Raw genomic sequence first — 17,904 nt, 5'->3', positions numbered from 1 at the left:
TTTAAAAACATAGCGAATTATTTGAATAATACAATCCAAGGGAGGAGTAGATATTATGGCGAAAATTTACAACATGACACATGATATTGATCGTCATGCAGGTACAGGCAAGGAAGCGATCCGTTGGCTGAGTGCCGAGGGGAAAAGGAAAGTCCTTACATATTCAGAACTAAAGGTTAAATCCGACGGCCTGGCCAAAGCCTTGGTGGAGATGGGACTTAAAAAAGGCGACCGGGTGATGGTCTTGCTGCCGCGGCTTCCTGAGGCATATTTTTCCTATATGGCTTGTCTGAAAGCGGGGCTGGTGGTTATGCCCGGTTCGGAAATGTTGAGAGCAGGGGATATTGCCTATCGCCTGGGCCATGCGCAGGCCAGTGCCGTCATTGCCCATCATCATCTGGCAGACCGTGTGGAAGAAGCCGAAAAACAGGTTACCCCATTACGGGTGAAAATCATATCTGGTGCAAATCGGGCCAACTGGATTCCGCTTTCCGATTTGAATGGACTCGCTTCTACACCTCTCCCGCAAACAACAGAGGATGATATGGCATTTTTGTCCTATACCTCAGGGACCACCGGCAATCCGAAAGGAGTCATCCATCATCACAGTTGGGCGATTGCCCATCAGCAGACGGCAACGGAACATTGGCTGGATATCAGGGCGGACGATGTGGTGTGGGCGACGGCAAGTCCGGGCTGGGCAAAATGGATCTGGAGCCCGTTCATTTCCACACTGGGTGCCGGAGCAACTGCATTTGTGTATCATGGCACCTTTGATGGAGAAAAATATTTGCAATTATTGGAAAAGGAAAAAATTACGGTTCTCTGCTGTACCCCTACCGAATACCGGATTATGGCCAAACAGGATCGGCTTGCAAAATACATACTTCATTTGAGAAGCGCAGTAAGCGCCGGAGAACCATTAAACCGGGAAGTGATCAATGTCTTCCGGAAGTATTTCAATCTCTGTGTCCGCGACGGTTATGGGCAAACAGAGAATACCCTGTTGATCGCGACGATGAAGGATATGAAAGAAAAGCCGGGCTCCATGGGAAAACCGACACCTGGCAATATCGTGACCATTGTGGATGATGACGGAAAAGAAGTTCCAGAAGGAGAAGTGGGCCATATTGCTGTCCACCGTTCTTCACCGGCATTGTTTAAAGGGTATTACCAGGACCCTGAGCGGACGAAACAGGCTTTTAACGGGGACTGGTATCTGACAGGGGACCGGGCCAAAAAAGATGAGGACGGCTATTTCTGGTTTGAAGGGCGTTCGGATGACATTATTATCAGCTCCGGATATACGATCGGTCCCTTTGAGGTGGAAGACGCGCTCGTAAAACATCCGGCTGTCAAAGAGTGTGCGGTTGTGGCCAGTCCGGATGAGATCAGGGGGTCCATTGTCAAGGCATTTGTGATTCTAAGGGATCCTGCCTGGGCTTCCGATGAGTTGGTTCTGGAACTGCAGGAACATGTCAAAAAGACGACTGCTCCTTATAAGTACCCGCGTGAAATCGAATTTGTCGATAACCTTCCCAAAACAGCCAGCGGCAAGATCCGGCGTGTTGAGCTGAGGGATCTCGAATTCCAGCGTAAAAAAGCATTGTCTTGAAACAAACCGGGCTGTTTCGATATAATATTGGAAGCAAAACATAAAAGGAGCCTGTCAATGAAAGTATTTGCGCATGGCTGCAATATCAATTTTCAGGAGTCGGTCAGGGAAATGTTTGTTCCTGATCTGAAGCGTCTTTTTGAAAAAGCTCTTGCTGAATCCGACCAGTTGCTGTTTGGAAAAATTGATCTCGAAAAACAGGAAATCATCGTATATGGCCGATTGAAAGAGATTGTTTTTTCAGAAGGGAAAAATGATTTTGTATTTACTTATCAATTGCAAAACTGCCCGGAAAACAAGGAAGAGCGGCAAAAGCTGGAGGAGCTGTATTTAAGCCATGAGGCCTGTTTCGATATTGTGGATGAAAAACGGGGAACCATTCCATACCGGGTTCTTTATGTCACGTTCATGAACGAGAACTCCGGTGACGAAACGACCTATTTTGTTGCCGATGAACGGGGGGGATCCCAGCCGCTTGCGTGTGTCGCCGAATTTTGGCAGCAAGTTTATGAATTGGGGCGGGATATCGATTTTGAAATGTTTGGCTGCACAGCCCATGACCTGAACAGATATTCAAACCGATTTGAATAGAATCAGATCAACTTGGCAGAAGCCTCAGGGCCTCTGCCTTTTTTTTGTTTTCTGGGTATTTGGCATGTGACTTTTGGCTGACCCTTTCATACAACTAAATAAACCGATGAGAAGACTTGTTTAAAGATGAAGTAAAGTACTTGCAAACCGGTCTTGTAAAGCGGGTGATCATCATTACCATTTTCTTTTATTCTTAAACACTTCTTTAATTATTTCGCTCATGACCGGGGTATTCATCAGTTGAACCAGTTCATCATTTGACTCTGTTTTTGTCACCGATGATTTGGTGTTTTTTTGGCTGGAGGAAGTCTTTTCTTTTTGCTGGTTTGCTTTTAATTGATCCATACTGGCTAGTGCCGAAATCAGTTCCTTCAGTCGCCCTTTATCCAGCACGGCCATATTTATGGATTGGAGAGCCTTGACCACTTCTTCAATTTGTTTTGTCCGCCTGGACAGAAGGCTGGACCAGTTCTGAAGCTCTTTCCAGTATCGGAGAGAGTCCTCCTGATTGTTTTTCATGGATTGCACCGCCTTTCTTCAGATAAAGGGTTTGTTTGAAATATATTCTGAATCATGTTGATCAGTGATTGCGGGGAGTGAAAACAATGGAATATTCCAACCGGATACTCCCTTCTTCAACGAAGTGGAATCACCCGCAGCCCGGACTGCGAAGGATTTTTTACCTGCGGAGAGGTTGTTCGCTGGGACGGTGCCTGCGGGAGATGAAACGTTCGGGTGTAAAACCGATCCGTTACCTGTCTCATCTGGGAATGATCATCGGGGAATACCAAAACCCTTCCACAACATATAAATCAGATGATATCGAATACTGGGAGAGCGATATCCGTATTACCATCACAGAGCCGTATATCGGGACATTGGCAGATCCCGTCAAGCAGGAAAATATCCCCTGGGGAGTAGAAAAAGTGAAGGCACCACAAGCCTGGAAGTGGAGCCAGGGCAGGGGAATCCGGGTTGCGGTGATCGATACGGGAATTGCGGCAGATCATCCTGCCATTCGGGATAATTACCGCGGCGGCATCAATATCCTGTCGCCCTATTTTGCACCAACGGATTACAACGGGCATGGCACTCATGTTGCGGGAATCATTGCAGGGCGAACATTTGAGTCCGGAATTGTCGGGGTGGCGCCGCAAACACACATTTATGCGGTTAAAGCTTTCAACCGGAGAGGAAGTGCTAATCTGTCCGACTTGTTAAGTGCGATCAACTGGTGTATTGAAAACAAAATGCATGTGGTAAACATGAGTTTTGGAATGGACAAATTGAGCGAATCATTGCGGCAGGCGATTCAGGTTGCACACCGGAGAGGGATTTTGATGGTGGCGGCAACTGGCAACCAGGGACGGAAATCCCATATTGATTTTCCAGCCCGTTATCCGGAAACGATTGCGGTGACGTCGATCTCCGAAAACGGAAAACTGTCCGTTTTCAGCAATTTCGGGAAAGGCGTGGATATTGCAGCGCCTGGAGACCGGATTCCCTCGGCGTGGCTGAACCACTCCAAACGGATGATGAGCGGAACTTCAATGGCCGTCCCGCATGTGACCGGAACCATTTCCCTGCTGCTTTATCTCAATCCCTATCTCAATCCGGAGCAGGTTCGTTATATCCTGACACAATCGGCGGTAAAATCTGAACCTCTCAAGGAAGTTGGCATTTTGGATGCGTATCAGGGATTGAGGTTTTATCAAAAAGTATGGAGATATTAATCATTCAAAGAAAGGTTGGAAAAGTAACTTCGTTTTGAGCTGATTTATGTTAAACTTATATTCGTATGTTTGGACAGCACCAATTGAAAAAGGGTTGATCTAAGCGATGAAGAACTTGAAGCAAAGATCAAATGCGTATGGGCCGGTTTCCCATCGCCTGCATACCCTGTGGTTTATTGTTGTCCTGCTCTTTGTCGCTTTGATTTTGCGCTTGGGCTGGATTCAACTGGGCTCAGGAGAGAAATATCAACTTCTGGCTGAAGAAAATAACTTCAAAAAAATCCAGAGTGTTGCTTCACGAGGCAAAATTTTCGACAACAGCGGCAAACTGCTCGTTGGCAACGAATCTTTGTTTGCAGCCATGTATTTGGAACCGGATGTCAGCAAGAAAGAAAAGCTGAAAACAGCCAAAAATCTGGCAAAGACTCTGAAAATGCCGCTGAAGGAAGTCCTTGCAGCCATGGACGTCGGTCTGGATGAACATGGAAAATCGGCTCCACGCAAACAGCCGCCTTATTATCCCAAAAAAATCAAAAGTCCGTTGACGGAGGAGGAAATTGTAAAAATCTCCGAAAACCCCAACCTGTTCCCGGGTGTAAATACATTTGCCCAACCGCTTCGCAAATATCGGGATGATACTTTCGCTGTACAGACAATCGGCTATGTCCGTTCATTTGCCGGAGCGAAATCCTCCCTTTCCAAGTACAGGGAAGAAGCGGAGAAACCGAATGAAGGCGGTTATCTTGACTGGGAGCAAGTAGGGATGGACGGTTTGGAGTATTCATATCAGGATGAATTGCGTGGAAAAAACGGATATCGGTTAGTCCGGGTGAACTCAACCGGGAAACTGGTTGAGGTGCTGAAAGAGGTAGAGCCGCAATCGGGGAACAACCTGTATCTGACACTGAATGAAAAAATGCAGCTGGATGCGGAGCACTTCATAGAACAGCATCTGCGAAATTTACGTACTTCTGCCGGCAAAAATCACGCTCCTTATGCCAAAAATGCGTATGCCGTGGCCATGGAAGTCAAAACCGGAAAAATTCGGACGATGGTCAGTTATCCGGACTATGACCCCAATATATGGAATGGAAATGTTTCGCAAAAGGAATACAGGAACCTGAGTTATTCGATCCGAAATGGAACGATCAGCGAAGCCCCGTTTGATGCAACAGGTTATGCCAATCCGGAAAAAGAGTATCAAAGGCATCCATTGTCTGTTTTGCCTCCCGGTTCCGCTTTTAAGCCGCTGATGGTATGGATGGGGCTGGAAAAAGGGCTGATCAGTCCAAATACTTACTGGTCGGATCCGGGAAAATATTATTATGCCAAAGCGACACCGCCTGTTCGAAATTCAGGAGGGCATAATTATGGTATATTAACTCCTGAAAAAGCTTTGCAGAAATCCTCCAATACCTTTATGGCATGGATGGGAACCAGATGGTACTGGAAGGAAAAATGGGACGCGATCAAAGTTTTTCAAAACATGACTCATCAGTTTGGTCTGGGGGTTAAAACAGGCGTTCCATTAAAAGGAGAACAGGATGGTTCCGAGGATTACCTGACCACAGCCCGAAAACACTCCGGCCTGGGTGCGATGGCGCTCGCTTCGTTTGGCCAAGCCCAGCGTTACACGGCCATGCAGCTGGCACAGTATACGGCAACCTTGGCCAATCAGGGGAAAAGGATGAAACCGCAATTGGTGGAGAAAATTGTGGATCCCAATTCCCGGGAAACCAGGGAAGTCAAACCGGAGGTACTCAATCAGGTCAATATGAATCCGGAGCATTGGAAAACAGTTGTGGACGGAATGGTAAAAGTGACCAAACCCGGAGGAACAGCTGCCCAACTCTTCAATCATCTGCCATTTGATGTCGCCGCCAAAACCGGCACATCCGAGCAGGATATCAACGGCAGGGGCCGCGTGGAAAATTCGGTCTTCATTGCCTTTGCACCTGCCAATGATCCGGAGATTGCCGTGGCCGTCATTGTTCCCGAAGGAGGATATGGCGCGGTTGCAGCCGGACCTATTGCCGAATATTTGATTACTTCCTATTACGAGCAGTTCATGAAAAAGTGACGTAAGCGAACAGGTTGAAGCTAGATGGATTTATCTGTTGATGAAATACATTTAAATAATGGTAAATCCCATCTACAAAACTGTTCCGTAGATGGGATTTATTTTTCTCAAGCGAATTATTGTTGTTGTTGGCCTTTTTTGGATTGAGATTGTTGGTTTTGCTGACGAACTCTTTGTGCATTGGTTTCTGAAGCAAACTCAGTGCCAAAACGGCCAGCATTTGAAGCTGATTGAGCTTGTTGAGCCTGGCGTTGAGCTTGGCGGGCTGCTTGAGAACCAGCTTGGGATGCAAACTCAGTGCCAAAACGACCGGCCCCGGATTGAGCTGATTGCTGGTTTTGTTGGCGAACTTGCTGTGAATTGGTTTTGGACTCTTGTGGCCCAATATTTTTGGTGTTCATTTGTTTCACCTCCCGTTTATAGATTGTCCCCCTTGTGGAGTAAATATGTTTTCCGTTTTTTTCCTTTTTTAGATCAAAATCTGGTTTGACGCAAGGAGGCATCCATGAAACAAATATGGCTTAGAATCGTTTGGAGATGGCTCCCGAAAAGGGTATTGTCAAGATGGATCGGCAAGCTTTGCCGCCAGCACTGGAGCCGGAGACTGATCCCTTATTATGTGCGCCGTTTTGATATAGATCTGAATCCTGTGAAAAGACCGGTAGATGAATTTGAGCATTTGCTCGCTTTTTTTATACGGGAATTGAGACCGGAAACGAGACCGATCGCAGAGGGGGACGATGTGGTTGTCAGTCCTGTCGACGGGACGATTTCCCAGATTGGAATGATTGAAGAAGGAATGTTGTTTCAGGCCAAAGGTATTACCTATTCATTGGAAGAATTACTGGGACAAAGGCAGGAACACGTGTCTCCCTTTTATGGCGGCAGTTTTATGACCATATACTTGAGCCCCAGCGATTATCATCGCATCCATATGCCGCTTGACGGGAAAGTTGTGGCTTGTACGCATATCCCGGGCAATCTGTATCCTGTCAACAAGTTTGGTGTAAACTCTATTACAGGGCTTTTTGTCGCCAATGAGCGCCTTATTTCTTACATCGATTCACGTCATTGCGGAAAAATTGCGTTGGTCAAAGTAGGTGCGACCAATGTTGGCAGCATCAAGGTTTGTTATGATCAGAACATCACAACCAACCAGAAGGTAAAGAAAGTGATGCACCAGATTTATGAACCGGCTCATGATCTTCAAAAGGGGGATGAACTGGGCTGGTTTGAATTTGGGTCCACCGTCATTCTGTTATTTGAACCTGGCCAGATTGAGTGGTTGAATACCTGTGTGCCAGGTACCAAACTTCAGATGGGCCAAGCTGTGGCGTACAAATTGATTAAAAGGAGGGGAGTCAATTGTACCAGAGACAAAAACACAGGTTGATCCCCTTTGGCCCGTTTATGCATATGTTTCCTGTTGTGACTGGAATCCTGTTATTACAAACAGCTGTTTTTCTCTTTTTTTTATTTACGGGAAACACAGACAATCCGGAAGCTTGGGTAAATTTTGGGGCAGTGATCTATTGGCGGATTGCAGAAGGCGAGTTTTGGCGCCTGCTCTTTTCCCTGTTCCTGCACGTGAATTTTTTTCAATTCATTATGGTGGCCTTTTCTGTTTATTTATTATCTCCACAGTTGGAGCGTTTATTTGGCAAAAGTATTTTTTTGTTTATTTTCCTGGTGACCGGCATTGCCGGCAACTGGGGCGTTTATTTGATGGATTTCCAGGGTGTCTATACTGGTGCGGCTGAAGCCGTTTATGGAAACATGGGTGTTTACCTGTATTTATATTTGCGTGGGATTGTTCATCCATTATTGGGCAAATCTATCTGGGCTTTTGTAATCATTACTTTACTGCTGGGCTATCCGTTTCTGTTTGCCCACATCGTAGCTGTAATTACGGGTTTTGTGCTGGCGATGGTCATCATTCAAATCAGGCAAATGATGATAAGAAGGCGATGAGGCCGACGGATAACAAATGTTCCTGGATGTGTTTTTTCTGTTTCACACCTTCGAACTTGACTTTATTACAGTACGAAAGGACAGGAAAGGAAAGGCCTGTCCTTTTTTGCGAATCAAATCCTGTGTTTCTGTTGTAAAAATATATGGGTTGGTTAAGCTAAGACTGGTGATCGACCATGCAAATCTTAGGAAATGTGGATCGACTGGATCGGGAAGCCTGGCTACTCCTTTTGACAAGCAGTCTTTTTTCTATTGCTACTTCGTTGTCCAGCACCTTTGTCAATGTATATCTGTTTAAAATTGAAAATGATTGGATGTTGATCAGTCTCTTCAATGTCATTCACTATCTGACAGCCGGCCTTACCTTTATCATGGGCGGATGGCTGGCCAAAAAATTTGACCGGATTGTGGCGATCCGTCTGGGTGTGGCCATATTGGCCGTGTTTTACCTGAGTGTGTGGTGGCTGGGTGTCCGTTCCGTATCCTATGTCGTTTTGCTGGGCATGGTGATTGGTCTGGGAGCAGGTTTTTACTGGCTGGCATATAATGTGATGTATTTTGAGATAACGGAAAAAGATAACCGGGACATTTTTAACGGGGTTAACGGATTGTGCACATCGGTGGCCGGGATTGCGGCGCCGTTTGTATCCGGCATCATCATCAGCCGAGTGGGTGAATTCCAGGGATACCGGGTGATTTTTGGAATTTCCCTGTCCATTTTTTTATGTGCCGTTTTGGTAAGTTTTTTGTTCAAGGCCCGAAGAGCGCGGGGCCATTACCGTCTTGGATCTATTTTATCCCTGGCCGGGCAGAAAGGGGCTTACTGGTACTGGGTTAACCTGGCCATGATCGGCCAGGGATTGCGTGAGGGAATTTTTGCTTTTTTGCTGGGGCTGCTGTTTTTTATTATCGTGAAGAGCGAACTGGCTCTGGGAAGTTTTTTCACTTTCTCGTCGGCGGTTTCATGCTTTTCATTTTATATCGTAAGCCGGTTCATGCGTCCCAAACTGCGATACCGTTTCATGTTTGTCGGAGTAATGATGATGGGACTGACTGCCATTCCCTTTGCCTTTCGGATCAATGACTGGACCATCTGGATTCTGGGAGTGGGGTCCGCCCTGTTTTATCCTTTATATATGTCTCCGCTGACCTCCACTGTTTTTGATGTAATCGGCGAGTCTCATGAAACAGCGCAATTGCGGATTGAATATGTGGTGGCCAGGGAGCTTGCCTTGAGTACGGGCAGGATCGCGGGAATTTTGTTTTTCATGTGGTGGATTCAGTATTCAACAGATATTTGGCATATCCGATGGTTTGTTCTGATGATCGGCTTTATCCAGATTGTGGCCTGGTTTGCGATTCGCCACATCCCTGTGGCCCGGCTCCTGAAGCTGGATACTGAAAAAAGGGGTTAGGTTGCCATGATATGCTGAGGTGTTTGACACACCTCAGTTATATTCTTCGGGAATTTTATGAATAAACACAATAATTGTTATCTGGTAAAATAATAAATAAGACGGAAAACATATGATTGGATGGACGGCAAGAGGAGGAGAGGAATTGAACCTTAAGCAACTTGTGGAAAGACAGAAAAAATATTTTTATACGGGGAAAACAAAGGACATTTCCTTTCGACTGAAGAGTCTGGAAAAGTTGGCAAACGCCATTGACCAGTTTGAACCGGATCTGCTTGCAGCGTTGAAAAAGGATCTGAACAAATCGGAGTATGAGGCATATGTCGTGGAAATCATGGTGTTAAAAGAAGAAATCAAAGTAATGAAAAAAAATATTGAAAAATGGGCAAAACCCCGCAGGGTCAAAACGCCGCTGGTGCTGTTCGGAGCCCGCAGTTATATCTATCCGGAGCCGGTTGGTGTCAATTTGATTATCGGTCCCTGGAATTATCCCGTGCTGCTGGTGCTCAATCCGTTAATCGGAGCCATTGCCGCCGGGAATTGTGCGGTCATCAAGCCATCGGAACACACTTTTTATACGGCCAGGGTTTTGAAACAGATGATCAGAGACATATTTGACCCGGAGTATGTTGCTGTGGCAGAAGGCGATATAGAAACGGGAAAAGCTCTGCTGGAGCAGCCGTTTGACCATATTTTCTTTACAGGAAGTGTTGCGGTGGGCAAGGCAGTCATGGAAAAGGCGTCTCAGACACTAACGCCTGTCACGTTGGAACTGGGAGGAAAAAGTCCGGTAATTGTTGCCGAAGATGCCAATCTGAAGCTGGCGGCAAGGCGGATTGTGTGGGGAAAGTTCATCAATGCCGGCCAGACCTGTGTAGCTCCTGATTTTGTATATGTTCCCGAACAGATCAGGGACGAACTCCTGCGGCGTATGAAACAGGAGGTAGAACGCTTTTATGGTGAAAAGCCGCTTGCAAATCCCAATTATACCCGTATTGTTTCGTGGAGGCATTTCACCCGTTTGAAATCATTTTTGAAAACGTCCCATATTGTTTTTGGCGGTGAGAGTGACCACTACACCTTGAAAATTGAACCGACGGTGATTGATCGGGTGAGCTGGGAAGATCCCATTATGCAGGAAGAAATTTTCGGCCCGCTATTGCCTGTGCTCACCTACACCCGCCTGGATGATGTCATTTCCACGCTTCGCGAAAAACCAAAGCCGCTGGCGTTATATATCTTTACGGAAAACAGCGGGGTCGAGGAAAAGATAATCACTTCATTGCCATATGGAGGAGGATGTGTCAACGATACCCTCATACACACCGGTTCCCCCTATTTGCCATTTGGGGGGACAGGAACAAGCGGGATCGGGAATTATCACGGCAAATACAGTTTTGACTGCTTTTCCCACAAAAAAAGTGTCGTGAAGCAAACGACCTGGTTTGATCTGCCGTTTCGCTATCCACACGCGAAAAACGGGTTGAAATGGATTCGGAAGTTGACAAAATAGCATAAGAAAAAACATGGAGCAGGTTTTGTTCCTGCTCTCATGCTGAAGAAAGATAAATAAAAGAAGACGATTTTCAGGACTCTGGTGAAGGAAGCCGTAAAGACGAAGACTGGTTAGCACCGATAAGGTGTCTTTTTATTTGCCGTTAAGCCTGGCGTGCGGATTTGATCGGTACCTTCCTATGTTTAGAATATAGGTAACATAGAGAGTAAAATGTTAGTTGGTTGGAGACGCCGGGCACCGAGTTGCACGCTCCTGCGCTTGCCTCCAGTCGATGCCGAGCCAGAAACGGGAAATATCGATGTAGAGGATTTGAAGAAGAAAATAACGAAGCGAACCAAAGCGATTGTAGTTACCCATATATGGGGGTATCCTTGCGAGATGGACGAAATAATGGAAGTCGCTAAAAATCACGGTTTAAAAGTGATCGAGGATTGTTCCCATGCTCATGGAGCCACTTACAAAGGACAGTTGGTTGGTACATTTGGTGATGTTTCTTGTTTCAGCTTACAGGGAAATAAAATTGTTTCTGCGGGAGAAGGCGGCATTTTATTGACCAATTCGCAAGAAATTTATGAACGATCTACCTTGCTTGGTCACTTTCGCGATCGTTCCCAACAATGTGTATGCAGTAATTTTTATAAACAGTTCGCCAAGACGGGATACGGATTAAAGTATCGAATGCATGTACTTGCTGCGGCATTGGCTCGAGTCAGTTTGTGGAAGCTGGATGAACGAATCAAAACACGGACAGAAAATCTAAACTACTTTAGCAAACTGTTAAGTAAAATCCCGCATCGAACCACCAATTACCAGAAGTTACGTTACCAGAGGAGCATTTTATGGGTACAAGCCTTTGTATCAGAATGAAGAAATGGACGGTTTGGGTGTTGATATATATGTTCGGGCGTTAAAGGCAGAAGGATTAGAGATAAAAAAACCGGGGTCTTCACCACTCCATATGCTCCCCCTCTTTCAAACTCTTAACGATGGGATATACCAAGGCGGATGGCCGAGAAGAAGCCCTTATGCAGAAAGAGAAATTGTCTACAAAAACGGAGATTTACCGGTTTCTGAAGCATACTACAGTAAGGCATTAAGTTTGCCAACTTTCACATCACCGGAAGACAAAAAAATAATTGAGCAGTATTCATCAGCGTTCAGGAAGGTCTATGAAAACAGGGCAGAGCTGATAAACTATCAAAATAGTCTACCAACAATATCCGATTGGGGGAAGGAATAAATCCTGGAAGAACAATAACCCCAAGATTTATTTGTTGCCATTTGTATAAATGCCCAGGGCGCGGTTTTATGCTGCTCTTTCTATGTTACCTGTAAACTAAACACAAAAGGGTAAGTATTGAGCTGCTTTGGCAGTCGCTCCGGATGAATTTACCCCTACAGTTGGGAATGGGAATTGGCTGGTCACAGATGAGGATGTGTGACGAACAGAAGCTGATACGTGATACTGACCTGGTGGTGGGGATCGATCTGCAGAACGGATCGTGGGCCTGGCCTTCTGCCGTTGATGCCTAACGGCCGGGGCGCATTGCTGCTTTGGCCGGCAGACGGTTGGCCGCGGGAGATGGCCGTTGAATGAGGTGTCCTCTATTAGAGGAGAGGACCGGTAGCAATAGCAAGAGGCCACCTGAATGAAGCAAATGGCCTCTTGCATACTCACAGTCGGTATGATTGTGGGACGTTATGTCCTTTCATTATACTCGATCGTTACCCGGCCAGCCAGGGAGGGCCCACTGCCGGGCGACCACCGCGGTCCGCTTTTCATCCACTCCCCGTTTGCCAAGCAGGGTTGCCAATTTTTGCGGGTTCGGCAACGATTGGCGGCCTCCGGTTTTTTTGCCGGGGTCGGACAGCTCTTTTTCCGGATCAATATATCGGGTATGGCCCAGATCAGGCTGTCCCAGCGTGAAACGACAATCAAAAATGAGAACATCCGGGTCAGACAGATGTTCTTTTAACCATTCCATAGACACAGTATATTTCACGGGCAACCCCTCCGCTTCTCCTTCATTTGTGGATGTATTCAGCCAAAAAGGATTCTCCGTTCCTGTAAAAACGCGGATCATAAATCCCCAGCTGCCGGGAATTATCGACGATCACGACAAACGGCGACCATTCATAAAGCACTTTGGCCTTTGGATTTTTTTTGAACAGCGGGGTCAGGTCACTTTGCTCACTGGAGACAAGAGTCTGTTTCAGTTTCGGTTCAGACCAGAGAGTAACACTTTTAATTTCAACGTGGTTGCCTTTTTTGCCGATCAGGTCAAAATGCCATGGAATGAACGAAGCAGAAAGCTCAACCTGATCGTAATCGGGTTTCATCTGGTGTTCCAGCCACAACCCCTGCGCCGATTGGACGGAAAAATGGAGAAACATGCACAGGGCGGCAATTTGAAAGATGCGGTGTGCGGGCTGATGCCTGAGAAGCCTTGACAGGATGAAACCGGCCATAAACAGGACCCAAATGACGGGATCAACAATGGGAATGGTCCCGACAGTAAACCGGGCTGAACTGAACGGTTCCAGCAGTCCGGTTCCCCATGAATTGAAGACGTCGCTGGTGATGTGGATCAATACGGCCAGCAGCGCGGTCCAGAAAAACCGCCAGGCCTTTATCCGGAAAAGCCAGCGTGATATTGCACAGATCAACAGGGCCCATATGGGCGCGAGAAAAATGGAATGGGTCAAACCTCGATGCCACATCTGCTCCATAATCCTGCCCGTTTCCGTGAAACTGGCAACCACATCGATGTCCGGGATTTCACTGGCAACAATTGCTGTGAAGAGAAGCGCCTTTTTCTCGCGGGAGGTCATTTTTTCCCTGTTTTGCGCACAATATATGGTCAGGCCGAATAAACCATGAGTCAGGGTATCCAATTTTCAAACCTCTTTCTTTTTCGTTTGACTAAATCGGATCAATGCCTTTACAGATCAATCAGGCGCCTTTCCTGATCACTTTGGATCGCCGCCTCAATCACCCGGATCGTTTCCCGGGCTTCTTCTGCGGTCACCGGCGGTTTGCCGCCTGTCCTGATCGCTTCAGCAATCTGCTGGTAATACTTTTCATAGCAGCCGGCAAGTGATGGAATGGTAGATTCAAATTCCAAACTTTCCTTTTCAAACCAGACCTTTGCATACTGGTCCGGAGTTTCTTTTCCCCAGCCGTGGCTTAAAGGGGTAAGGCCCTGTTTCAGTTGTTCCTCCTGGGGATCGAGGCCATATTTCATAAACGTTCCCCTGCTTCCGTGCACCATCAGGCGGGGACCGGGAGATTTGACAAGACAACCGGCTTCAAGGATCACTCTCAGGCCCGATTCATAGCCGAGCACCAGGTGAAAATAATCAATCGCTTTGGCGTGGGGTCGCTGTTTCAGCAGATCGGCATAAACTGTTTTGGGCTTGCCAAACAAAAACAGTGCCTGGTCAATCAAATGGGAACCCAGATCATAAAGCAGACCGGAGCCGGGCAAATCCCATTCGCGCCACCGGTCCCTTACTTGTGGACGATAGCGGTCAAAATGGGCTTCATATGTGTGAATTTTTCCGAGGATTCCCTGGCGCATGCATTCCTGCAGAGTAAGGAAGTCGCTGTCAAAGCGACGGTTCTGATAGACGCTGACAAATCTGTTCGTTTCTCTGGCCAGCCGGATCAGATCATCAGCTTGCCTGGTGGTGAGGACAAACGGTTTTTCCACAACCACATGTTTCCTTGCCTCAAGCGCCTTTCGCGCATAAGGATAATGGGTCTGATTGGGAGACGTAATAATGACAAGTTCGATCTTTGGATCTCGCATGATTTCATCGATGTTTTCGCAGACATTGGCTGCGGGAAGGTGCTGTTTCACTTTGTCCGGCCGGGAAGAAAGTACTTTTGAGATTTGCAGTGTGTCGACCGTTTTAATGATGGGAGCATGAAAAGTTGATCCGGAAAATCCAAAACCAATAAGTCCTGTATGCGTCGGTTTCATGAAAGGTACACTCCTTTTCTATTCATCGTAGTAATTGCAACGTACATAGCCGCGAAAACGGGTTTCCAGATCGGAACCCAGCTGGAACAAGGCGTCTTCCAGCCCCGGAGCAGTAATAAGCTGAAAGCCGATCGGAAGGCAGTTCGAACTGTTTCCAATCGGAATCGTCAGAACAGGAAGGCCAAAGGTATTGGCATAAGTAATGAAAGACAGATGCTTGCAAAGTTTCCGCCTGCCCGAGAAAAGCTCACGGTACAGCTGTCCGTGCGGCAATGCGGATGTGTGGTATACAGGCAAAATCAGAATGCGCCGGTATAGAAAATCATGTACTTTCATTTTGGCTTTTTTCCAGTTAAGAAGCAAGTGTCCCCATTGTTTGTCGGAAGGTTTGTAAAGGCGGGCGCCAAGAAGGGACCATGTCAGGTACGGATGGTATTTGGAATCCGCCCCGGCCTTTGCCTTGAGATAGTCCCACAAAACACCTCCGATGTGGGAAAATTCCGTCTGGTCGATCATGTATTGGCCGCCATCATGGATCATGATCCACAGCCACATTTGCGCGGCTTCATGGAAAAGCGGCGGTCTGCTCCGCTCAACGGGAAAGTCCTGTTTCAGACAGGAATAAATTTCCTCATACAGTTGCAAAGTGGGAAAATCGAGCCGGGGAAGAAGTGAAGGATCAGGAATGGTTAGCACAAAATTGTTTATATTTTGAATTTGAAGGGGGCAATCAGACAGGATTTCATGGATCAGTTTGGCATCGGCAACCGATTTGCAAAGAGCGCCGATCCCCAACATGCTTTGCTGCATGGGATGGGCCGGTTTGGGGAACAGGCCGGTATCCGGAATCTGGTGGGCACCCGATTTAAATCCAATCACGCCATTAAAATGAGCCGGAATGCGGATCGACCCGCCAATGTCTGACCCGATTCCCACTGCGGCGCCTCCTGCGGCAATCAGGGCCCCTTCTCCGCCGCTGGACCCGCCAGGTGTGCGTGACAAATCCCATGGATTGTTCGATCTCCCATAAAGGGAATTGTCGGTTTCCTGACAGAAGCTGAGGGCTGGCGTATTGGTTTTGGCCAGCAATATGGCTCCTTCTTTTTTCAGGCGACGGACAACTTCGGCGTCCTCTTTTACCCGGTTGGTTTTGAGATGATTCAGTCCGCCTGAGGTGATCGTGCCGGCGGCATGAAATGATTCCTTGATGCTGAACAAAATCCCTGCCAGACGCCCGTGAAAGCCCCCGGATTTTATTTGCCGTGCTTCCAGACGTGCTTTTTGAAAAGTTGTTTCTGTGACCACATTGAGATGGGGATTTACTTTTTCAATCTGTTTCCGGTATATTGACAAAACTTTGTCAATATACAGCGTTCCCTGCTTCAATTCACGCGCCAGAGTGGTTGCGTCCATCTCCAGAACATGCCTCATGCGACTCCTCCTCTGGATAAAAGGCAAGTTTTTTATTAATATTATACCATTACTTTTTTCATATATTAAAATGGGATTTTAAGCCGGATTGCCGGATGAATCAGCTTTTTCAGAGATAAAAACATGTTTTAATTTATGAAACAAATGGGAAAATAATCAAGGATACTTAGAAAAATTTGCAGGGAAAGTAGCATTTTAGTCGAATATTATAGCAATTATAAAAAGTACTTATGGTCACTATGAATAAATGATAGGAGGAAGGAGATTGTGCCGCCGGGTTTTTGTCACGAGCAATATCAGTGAAACCAGTTTGTCTCTATTGCAGAAACATGCTGATGTTGAGATCAATTCATATGGTCGGACAATGGCCAAGGATGAATTGATCCGGTTTTCCAGGGACAAGGATGCACTTTTATGCACAATGACGGACCAGATTGACCGCGAAGTGATTCAGGCTTGCCCCGGATTGCGGATTATCAGCAATTTCGGGGTGGGATACATCCATATTGATCTTGAGGCAGCAACTGAAGCGGGGAAGATTGTGAACAATACGCCGGGAGTTCTGACTGACGCGACCGCCGACCTGACATGGGCGCTCCTGTTTGATGTGGCCCGCCGCGTATCCGAAGGGGACCGGCTGGTTCGCCGGGGAGAGTGGAAAGGATGGAACCCCGGGTTTATGCTGGGTTCTGGAGTGGCCGGAAAAACCATCGGGATCATTGGAATGGGGAATATCGGGCAGGCGGTGGCATACCGTGCCCGCGCCTTTCGTATGAAAGTGCTGTATTTCTCACATACCCGCTTGCCAGTGAAGAAGGAACAGGAACTGGAGGCCCAGTGGCGTTCGTTGTTTTCCCTGCTCAAAGAGGCGGATTTTGTTTCCTTGCATGCCCCGTATACCCGAGAGACCCATCATTTGATCGGGCGGGAGGAGCTGAAGCAAATTTAGGAAAGTGCCGTTCTGATCAATACGGCAAGAGGGCCGCTCGTCGATGAAGAGGCGCTCGTTCAGGCACTGAAAGAGAAATGGATCGCCGGAGCGGCGCTGGATGTGTATGAAGAAGAATCCCGGGTTCCCGATCCTTTGAAACAGATGGAAAATGTGGTTCTGGCTCCGCACCTTGGGAGTGCGACTTTGGAAACAAGAGAGGCGATGGCAAGCCTGGCTGTTCAGAATCTGGTGCATTTTTTTGAGGGAAAGCGTCCTCCCCATATAGTCAATCCGGATGCCTTCCATCCCTGAAAAATTGGTAATTTCGACAATGTTGTAACACAAGAAAAAAGTAGCCATCTTTACTTGGAGGAATAGGCTAAATGTGTTAATATATTCCTCAGCTTGAATTTTTGCCTTGCAAAAAGTCGATATAAAGGTTGTATCCATTGAATAAGATAGTGAAATCGCTTACATCGGATTGGATATTTGCCTTTTACCGGGCAAAAGGCCAGGTGAGATGTTTTTTAACAATAGAATCTGCTTAACTTGACGTTTGATCAGATGGTTGCTGAATGCACAAGACATTGACCATATTTTATAACTTGTGCTTTTTTTAAAGGAGGAGAATGATT

The 17,904-nt window shown here is 46.8% G+C and carries 17 protein-coding genes and 1 pseudogene; 12 read left to right on the top strand and 6 right to left on the bottom strand.

The window, feature by feature from the left end:
* The first annotated feature begins 55 nt into the window (after nt 1-55).
* Together H2C83_RS03395 and H2C83_RS03390 are read left to right on the top strand one after the other, a co-directional pair.
* Nucleotides 56-1,615: an acetate--CoA ligase gene (locus H2C83_RS03395; RefSeq protein WP_181737766.1), complete on the top strand. Its 1,560-nt coding sequence runs from the start codon at nt 56-58 to the stop codon at nt 1,613-1,615.
* A 57-nt stretch (nt 1,616-1,672) separates the two neighbouring features.
* The gene (locus tag H2C83_RS03390; protein WP_181737764.1) at nt 1,673-2,206 is read left to right on the top strand and encodes a hypothetical protein; all 534 of its coding nucleotides are present in this window, start codon (nt 1,673-1,675) and stop codon (nt 2,204-2,206) included.
* A 174-nt stretch (nt 2,207-2,380) separates the two neighbouring features.
* On the opposite strand, the gene H2C83_RS03385 is transcribed toward H2C83_RS03390, so the two are convergent.
* Nucleotides 2,381-2,725, bottom strand: a complete 345-nt coding sequence (locus H2C83_RS03385) for a hypothetical protein (protein ID WP_181737761.1) — start codon at nt 2,723-2,725, stop codon at nt 2,381-2,383.
* Nucleotides 2,726-2,811: 86 nt separating this feature from the next.
* On the opposite strand from H2C83_RS03385, the gene H2C83_RS03380 reads away from it, so the two are divergent.
* Both H2C83_RS03380 and H2C83_RS03375 read left to right on the top strand, forming a co-directional pair.
* Complete coding sequence (locus H2C83_RS03380; RefSeq protein ID WP_181737759.1) at nt 2,812-3,939, top strand: S8 family peptidase; 1,128 nt, start codon at nt 2,812-2,814, stop codon at nt 3,937-3,939.
* Between the two features lie 106 nt (nt 3,940-4,045).
* Complete coding sequence (locus H2C83_RS03375; RefSeq protein WP_181737756.1) at nt 4,046-6,019, top strand: peptidoglycan D,D-transpeptidase FtsI family protein; 1,974 nt, start codon at nt 4,046-4,048, stop codon at nt 6,017-6,019.
* Nucleotides 6,020-6,135: 116 nt separating this feature from the next.
* Here H2C83_RS03375 and H2C83_RS03370 read toward each other — a convergent pair whose 3' ends face one another.
* A complete protein-coding gene (locus H2C83_RS03370; protein WP_181737755.1) occupies nt 6,136-6,420 on the bottom strand; it encodes a gamma-type small acid-soluble spore protein in 285 nt (94 codons plus the stop codon).
* A gap of 104 nt (nt 6,421-6,524) precedes the next feature.
* Here H2C83_RS03370 and asd point away from each other — a divergent pair, with 104 nt between their 5' ends.
* The 7 genes from asd (at nt 6,525) to H2C83_RS03335 (ending at nt 12,454) form a co-directional block, all read left to right on the top strand.
* On the top strand, nt 6,525-7,412 hold the full coding sequence (gene asd, locus H2C83_RS03365; RefSeq protein ID WP_181737753.1) for an archaetidylserine decarboxylase: 888 nt from the start codon (nt 6,525-6,527) through the stop codon (nt 7,410-7,412).
* Entirely contained in the window at nt 7,385-7,990 is a 606-nt protein-coding gene (locus H2C83_RS03360; protein WP_181737751.1) for a rhomboid family intramembrane serine protease, read from the top strand. The genes asd and H2C83_RS03360 overlap by 28 nt, the downstream gene beginning before the upstream one ends.
* Nucleotides 7,991-8,166: 176 nt before the next feature.
* The gene (locus H2C83_RS03355) at nt 8,167-9,405 is read left to right on the top strand and encodes an MFS transporter (protein ID WP_181737749.1); all 1,239 of its coding nucleotides are present in this window, start codon (nt 8,167-8,169) and stop codon (nt 9,403-9,405) included.
* 112 nt (nt 9,406-9,517) lie between these two features.
* A complete protein-coding gene (locus H2C83_RS03350) occupies nt 9,518-10,918 on the top strand; it encodes an aldehyde dehydrogenase (RefSeq protein WP_181737746.1) in 1,401 nt (466 codons plus the stop codon).
* A gap of 213 nt (nt 10,919-11,131) precedes the next feature.
* Nucleotides 11,132-11,788: a DegT/DnrJ/EryC1/StrS family aminotransferase gene (locus H2C83_RS03345; RefSeq protein WP_181737744.1), complete on the top strand. Its 657-nt coding sequence runs from the start codon at nt 11,132-11,134 to the stop codon at nt 11,786-11,788.
* Nucleotides 11,775-12,161 (top strand): hypothetical protein, encoded by a 387-nt coding sequence (locus tag H2C83_RS03340; RefSeq protein WP_181737742.1) that lies wholly within the window; start codon nt 11,775-11,777, stop codon nt 12,159-12,161. The genes H2C83_RS03345 and H2C83_RS03340 overlap by 14 nt, the downstream gene beginning before the upstream one ends.
* 143 nt (nt 12,162-12,304) lie before the next feature.
* Nucleotides 12,305-12,454 (top strand): hypothetical protein, encoded by a 150-nt coding sequence (locus tag H2C83_RS03335; protein ID WP_181737740.1) that lies wholly within the window; start codon nt 12,305-12,307, stop codon nt 12,452-12,454.
* Between the two features lie 179 nt (nt 12,455-12,633).
* Here the strand turns inward: H2C83_RS03335 and H2C83_RS03330 are convergent, their stop codons facing one another.
* The 4 genes from H2C83_RS03330 to H2C83_RS03315 are packed head-to-tail and all read right to left on the bottom strand — an operon-like array spanning nt 12,634 to nt 16,338.
* Nucleotides 12,634-12,924 (bottom strand): hypothetical protein, encoded by a 291-nt coding sequence (locus tag H2C83_RS03330; protein ID WP_181737738.1) that lies wholly within the window; start codon nt 12,922-12,924, stop codon nt 12,634-12,636.
* A 22-nt stretch (nt 12,925-12,946) separates the two neighbouring features.
* Entirely contained in the window at nt 12,947-13,816 is an 870-nt protein-coding gene (locus tag H2C83_RS03325; RefSeq protein ID WP_181737736.1) for a metal-dependent hydrolase, read from the bottom strand.
* A gap of 47 nt (nt 13,817-13,863) precedes the next feature.
* Complete coding sequence (locus tag H2C83_RS03320; protein WP_181737734.1) at nt 13,864-14,907, bottom strand: oxidoreductase; 1,044 nt, start codon at nt 14,905-14,907, stop codon at nt 13,864-13,866.
* A gap of 18 nt (nt 14,908-14,925) precedes the next feature.
* Nucleotides 14,926-16,338 carry an amidase gene (locus H2C83_RS03315; RefSeq protein WP_181737732.1) on the bottom strand — a complete coding sequence of 471 codons (1,413 nt, stop codon included), beginning with the start codon at nt 16,336-16,338 and terminating at the stop codon, nt 14,926-14,928.
* 247 nt (nt 16,339-16,585) lie between these two features.
* On the opposite strand from H2C83_RS03315, the pseudogene H2C83_RS03310 reads away from it, so the two are divergent.
* Nucleotides 16,586-17,581 (top strand): annotated as a pseudogene (locus H2C83_RS03310) (2-hydroxyacid dehydrogenase).
* The last annotated feature ends 323 nt before the right edge of the window (nt 17,582-17,904 follow it).

This window comes from Thermoactinomyces mirandus (assembly GCF_013868055.1).
In the GTDB taxonomy this organism is placed as follows: Bacteria; Bacillota; Bacilli; order Thermoactinomycetales; family Thermoactinomycetaceae; genus Thermoactinomyces; species Thermoactinomyces mirandus.
This window is presented reverse-complemented; position numbering and strand designations above follow the sequence as displayed.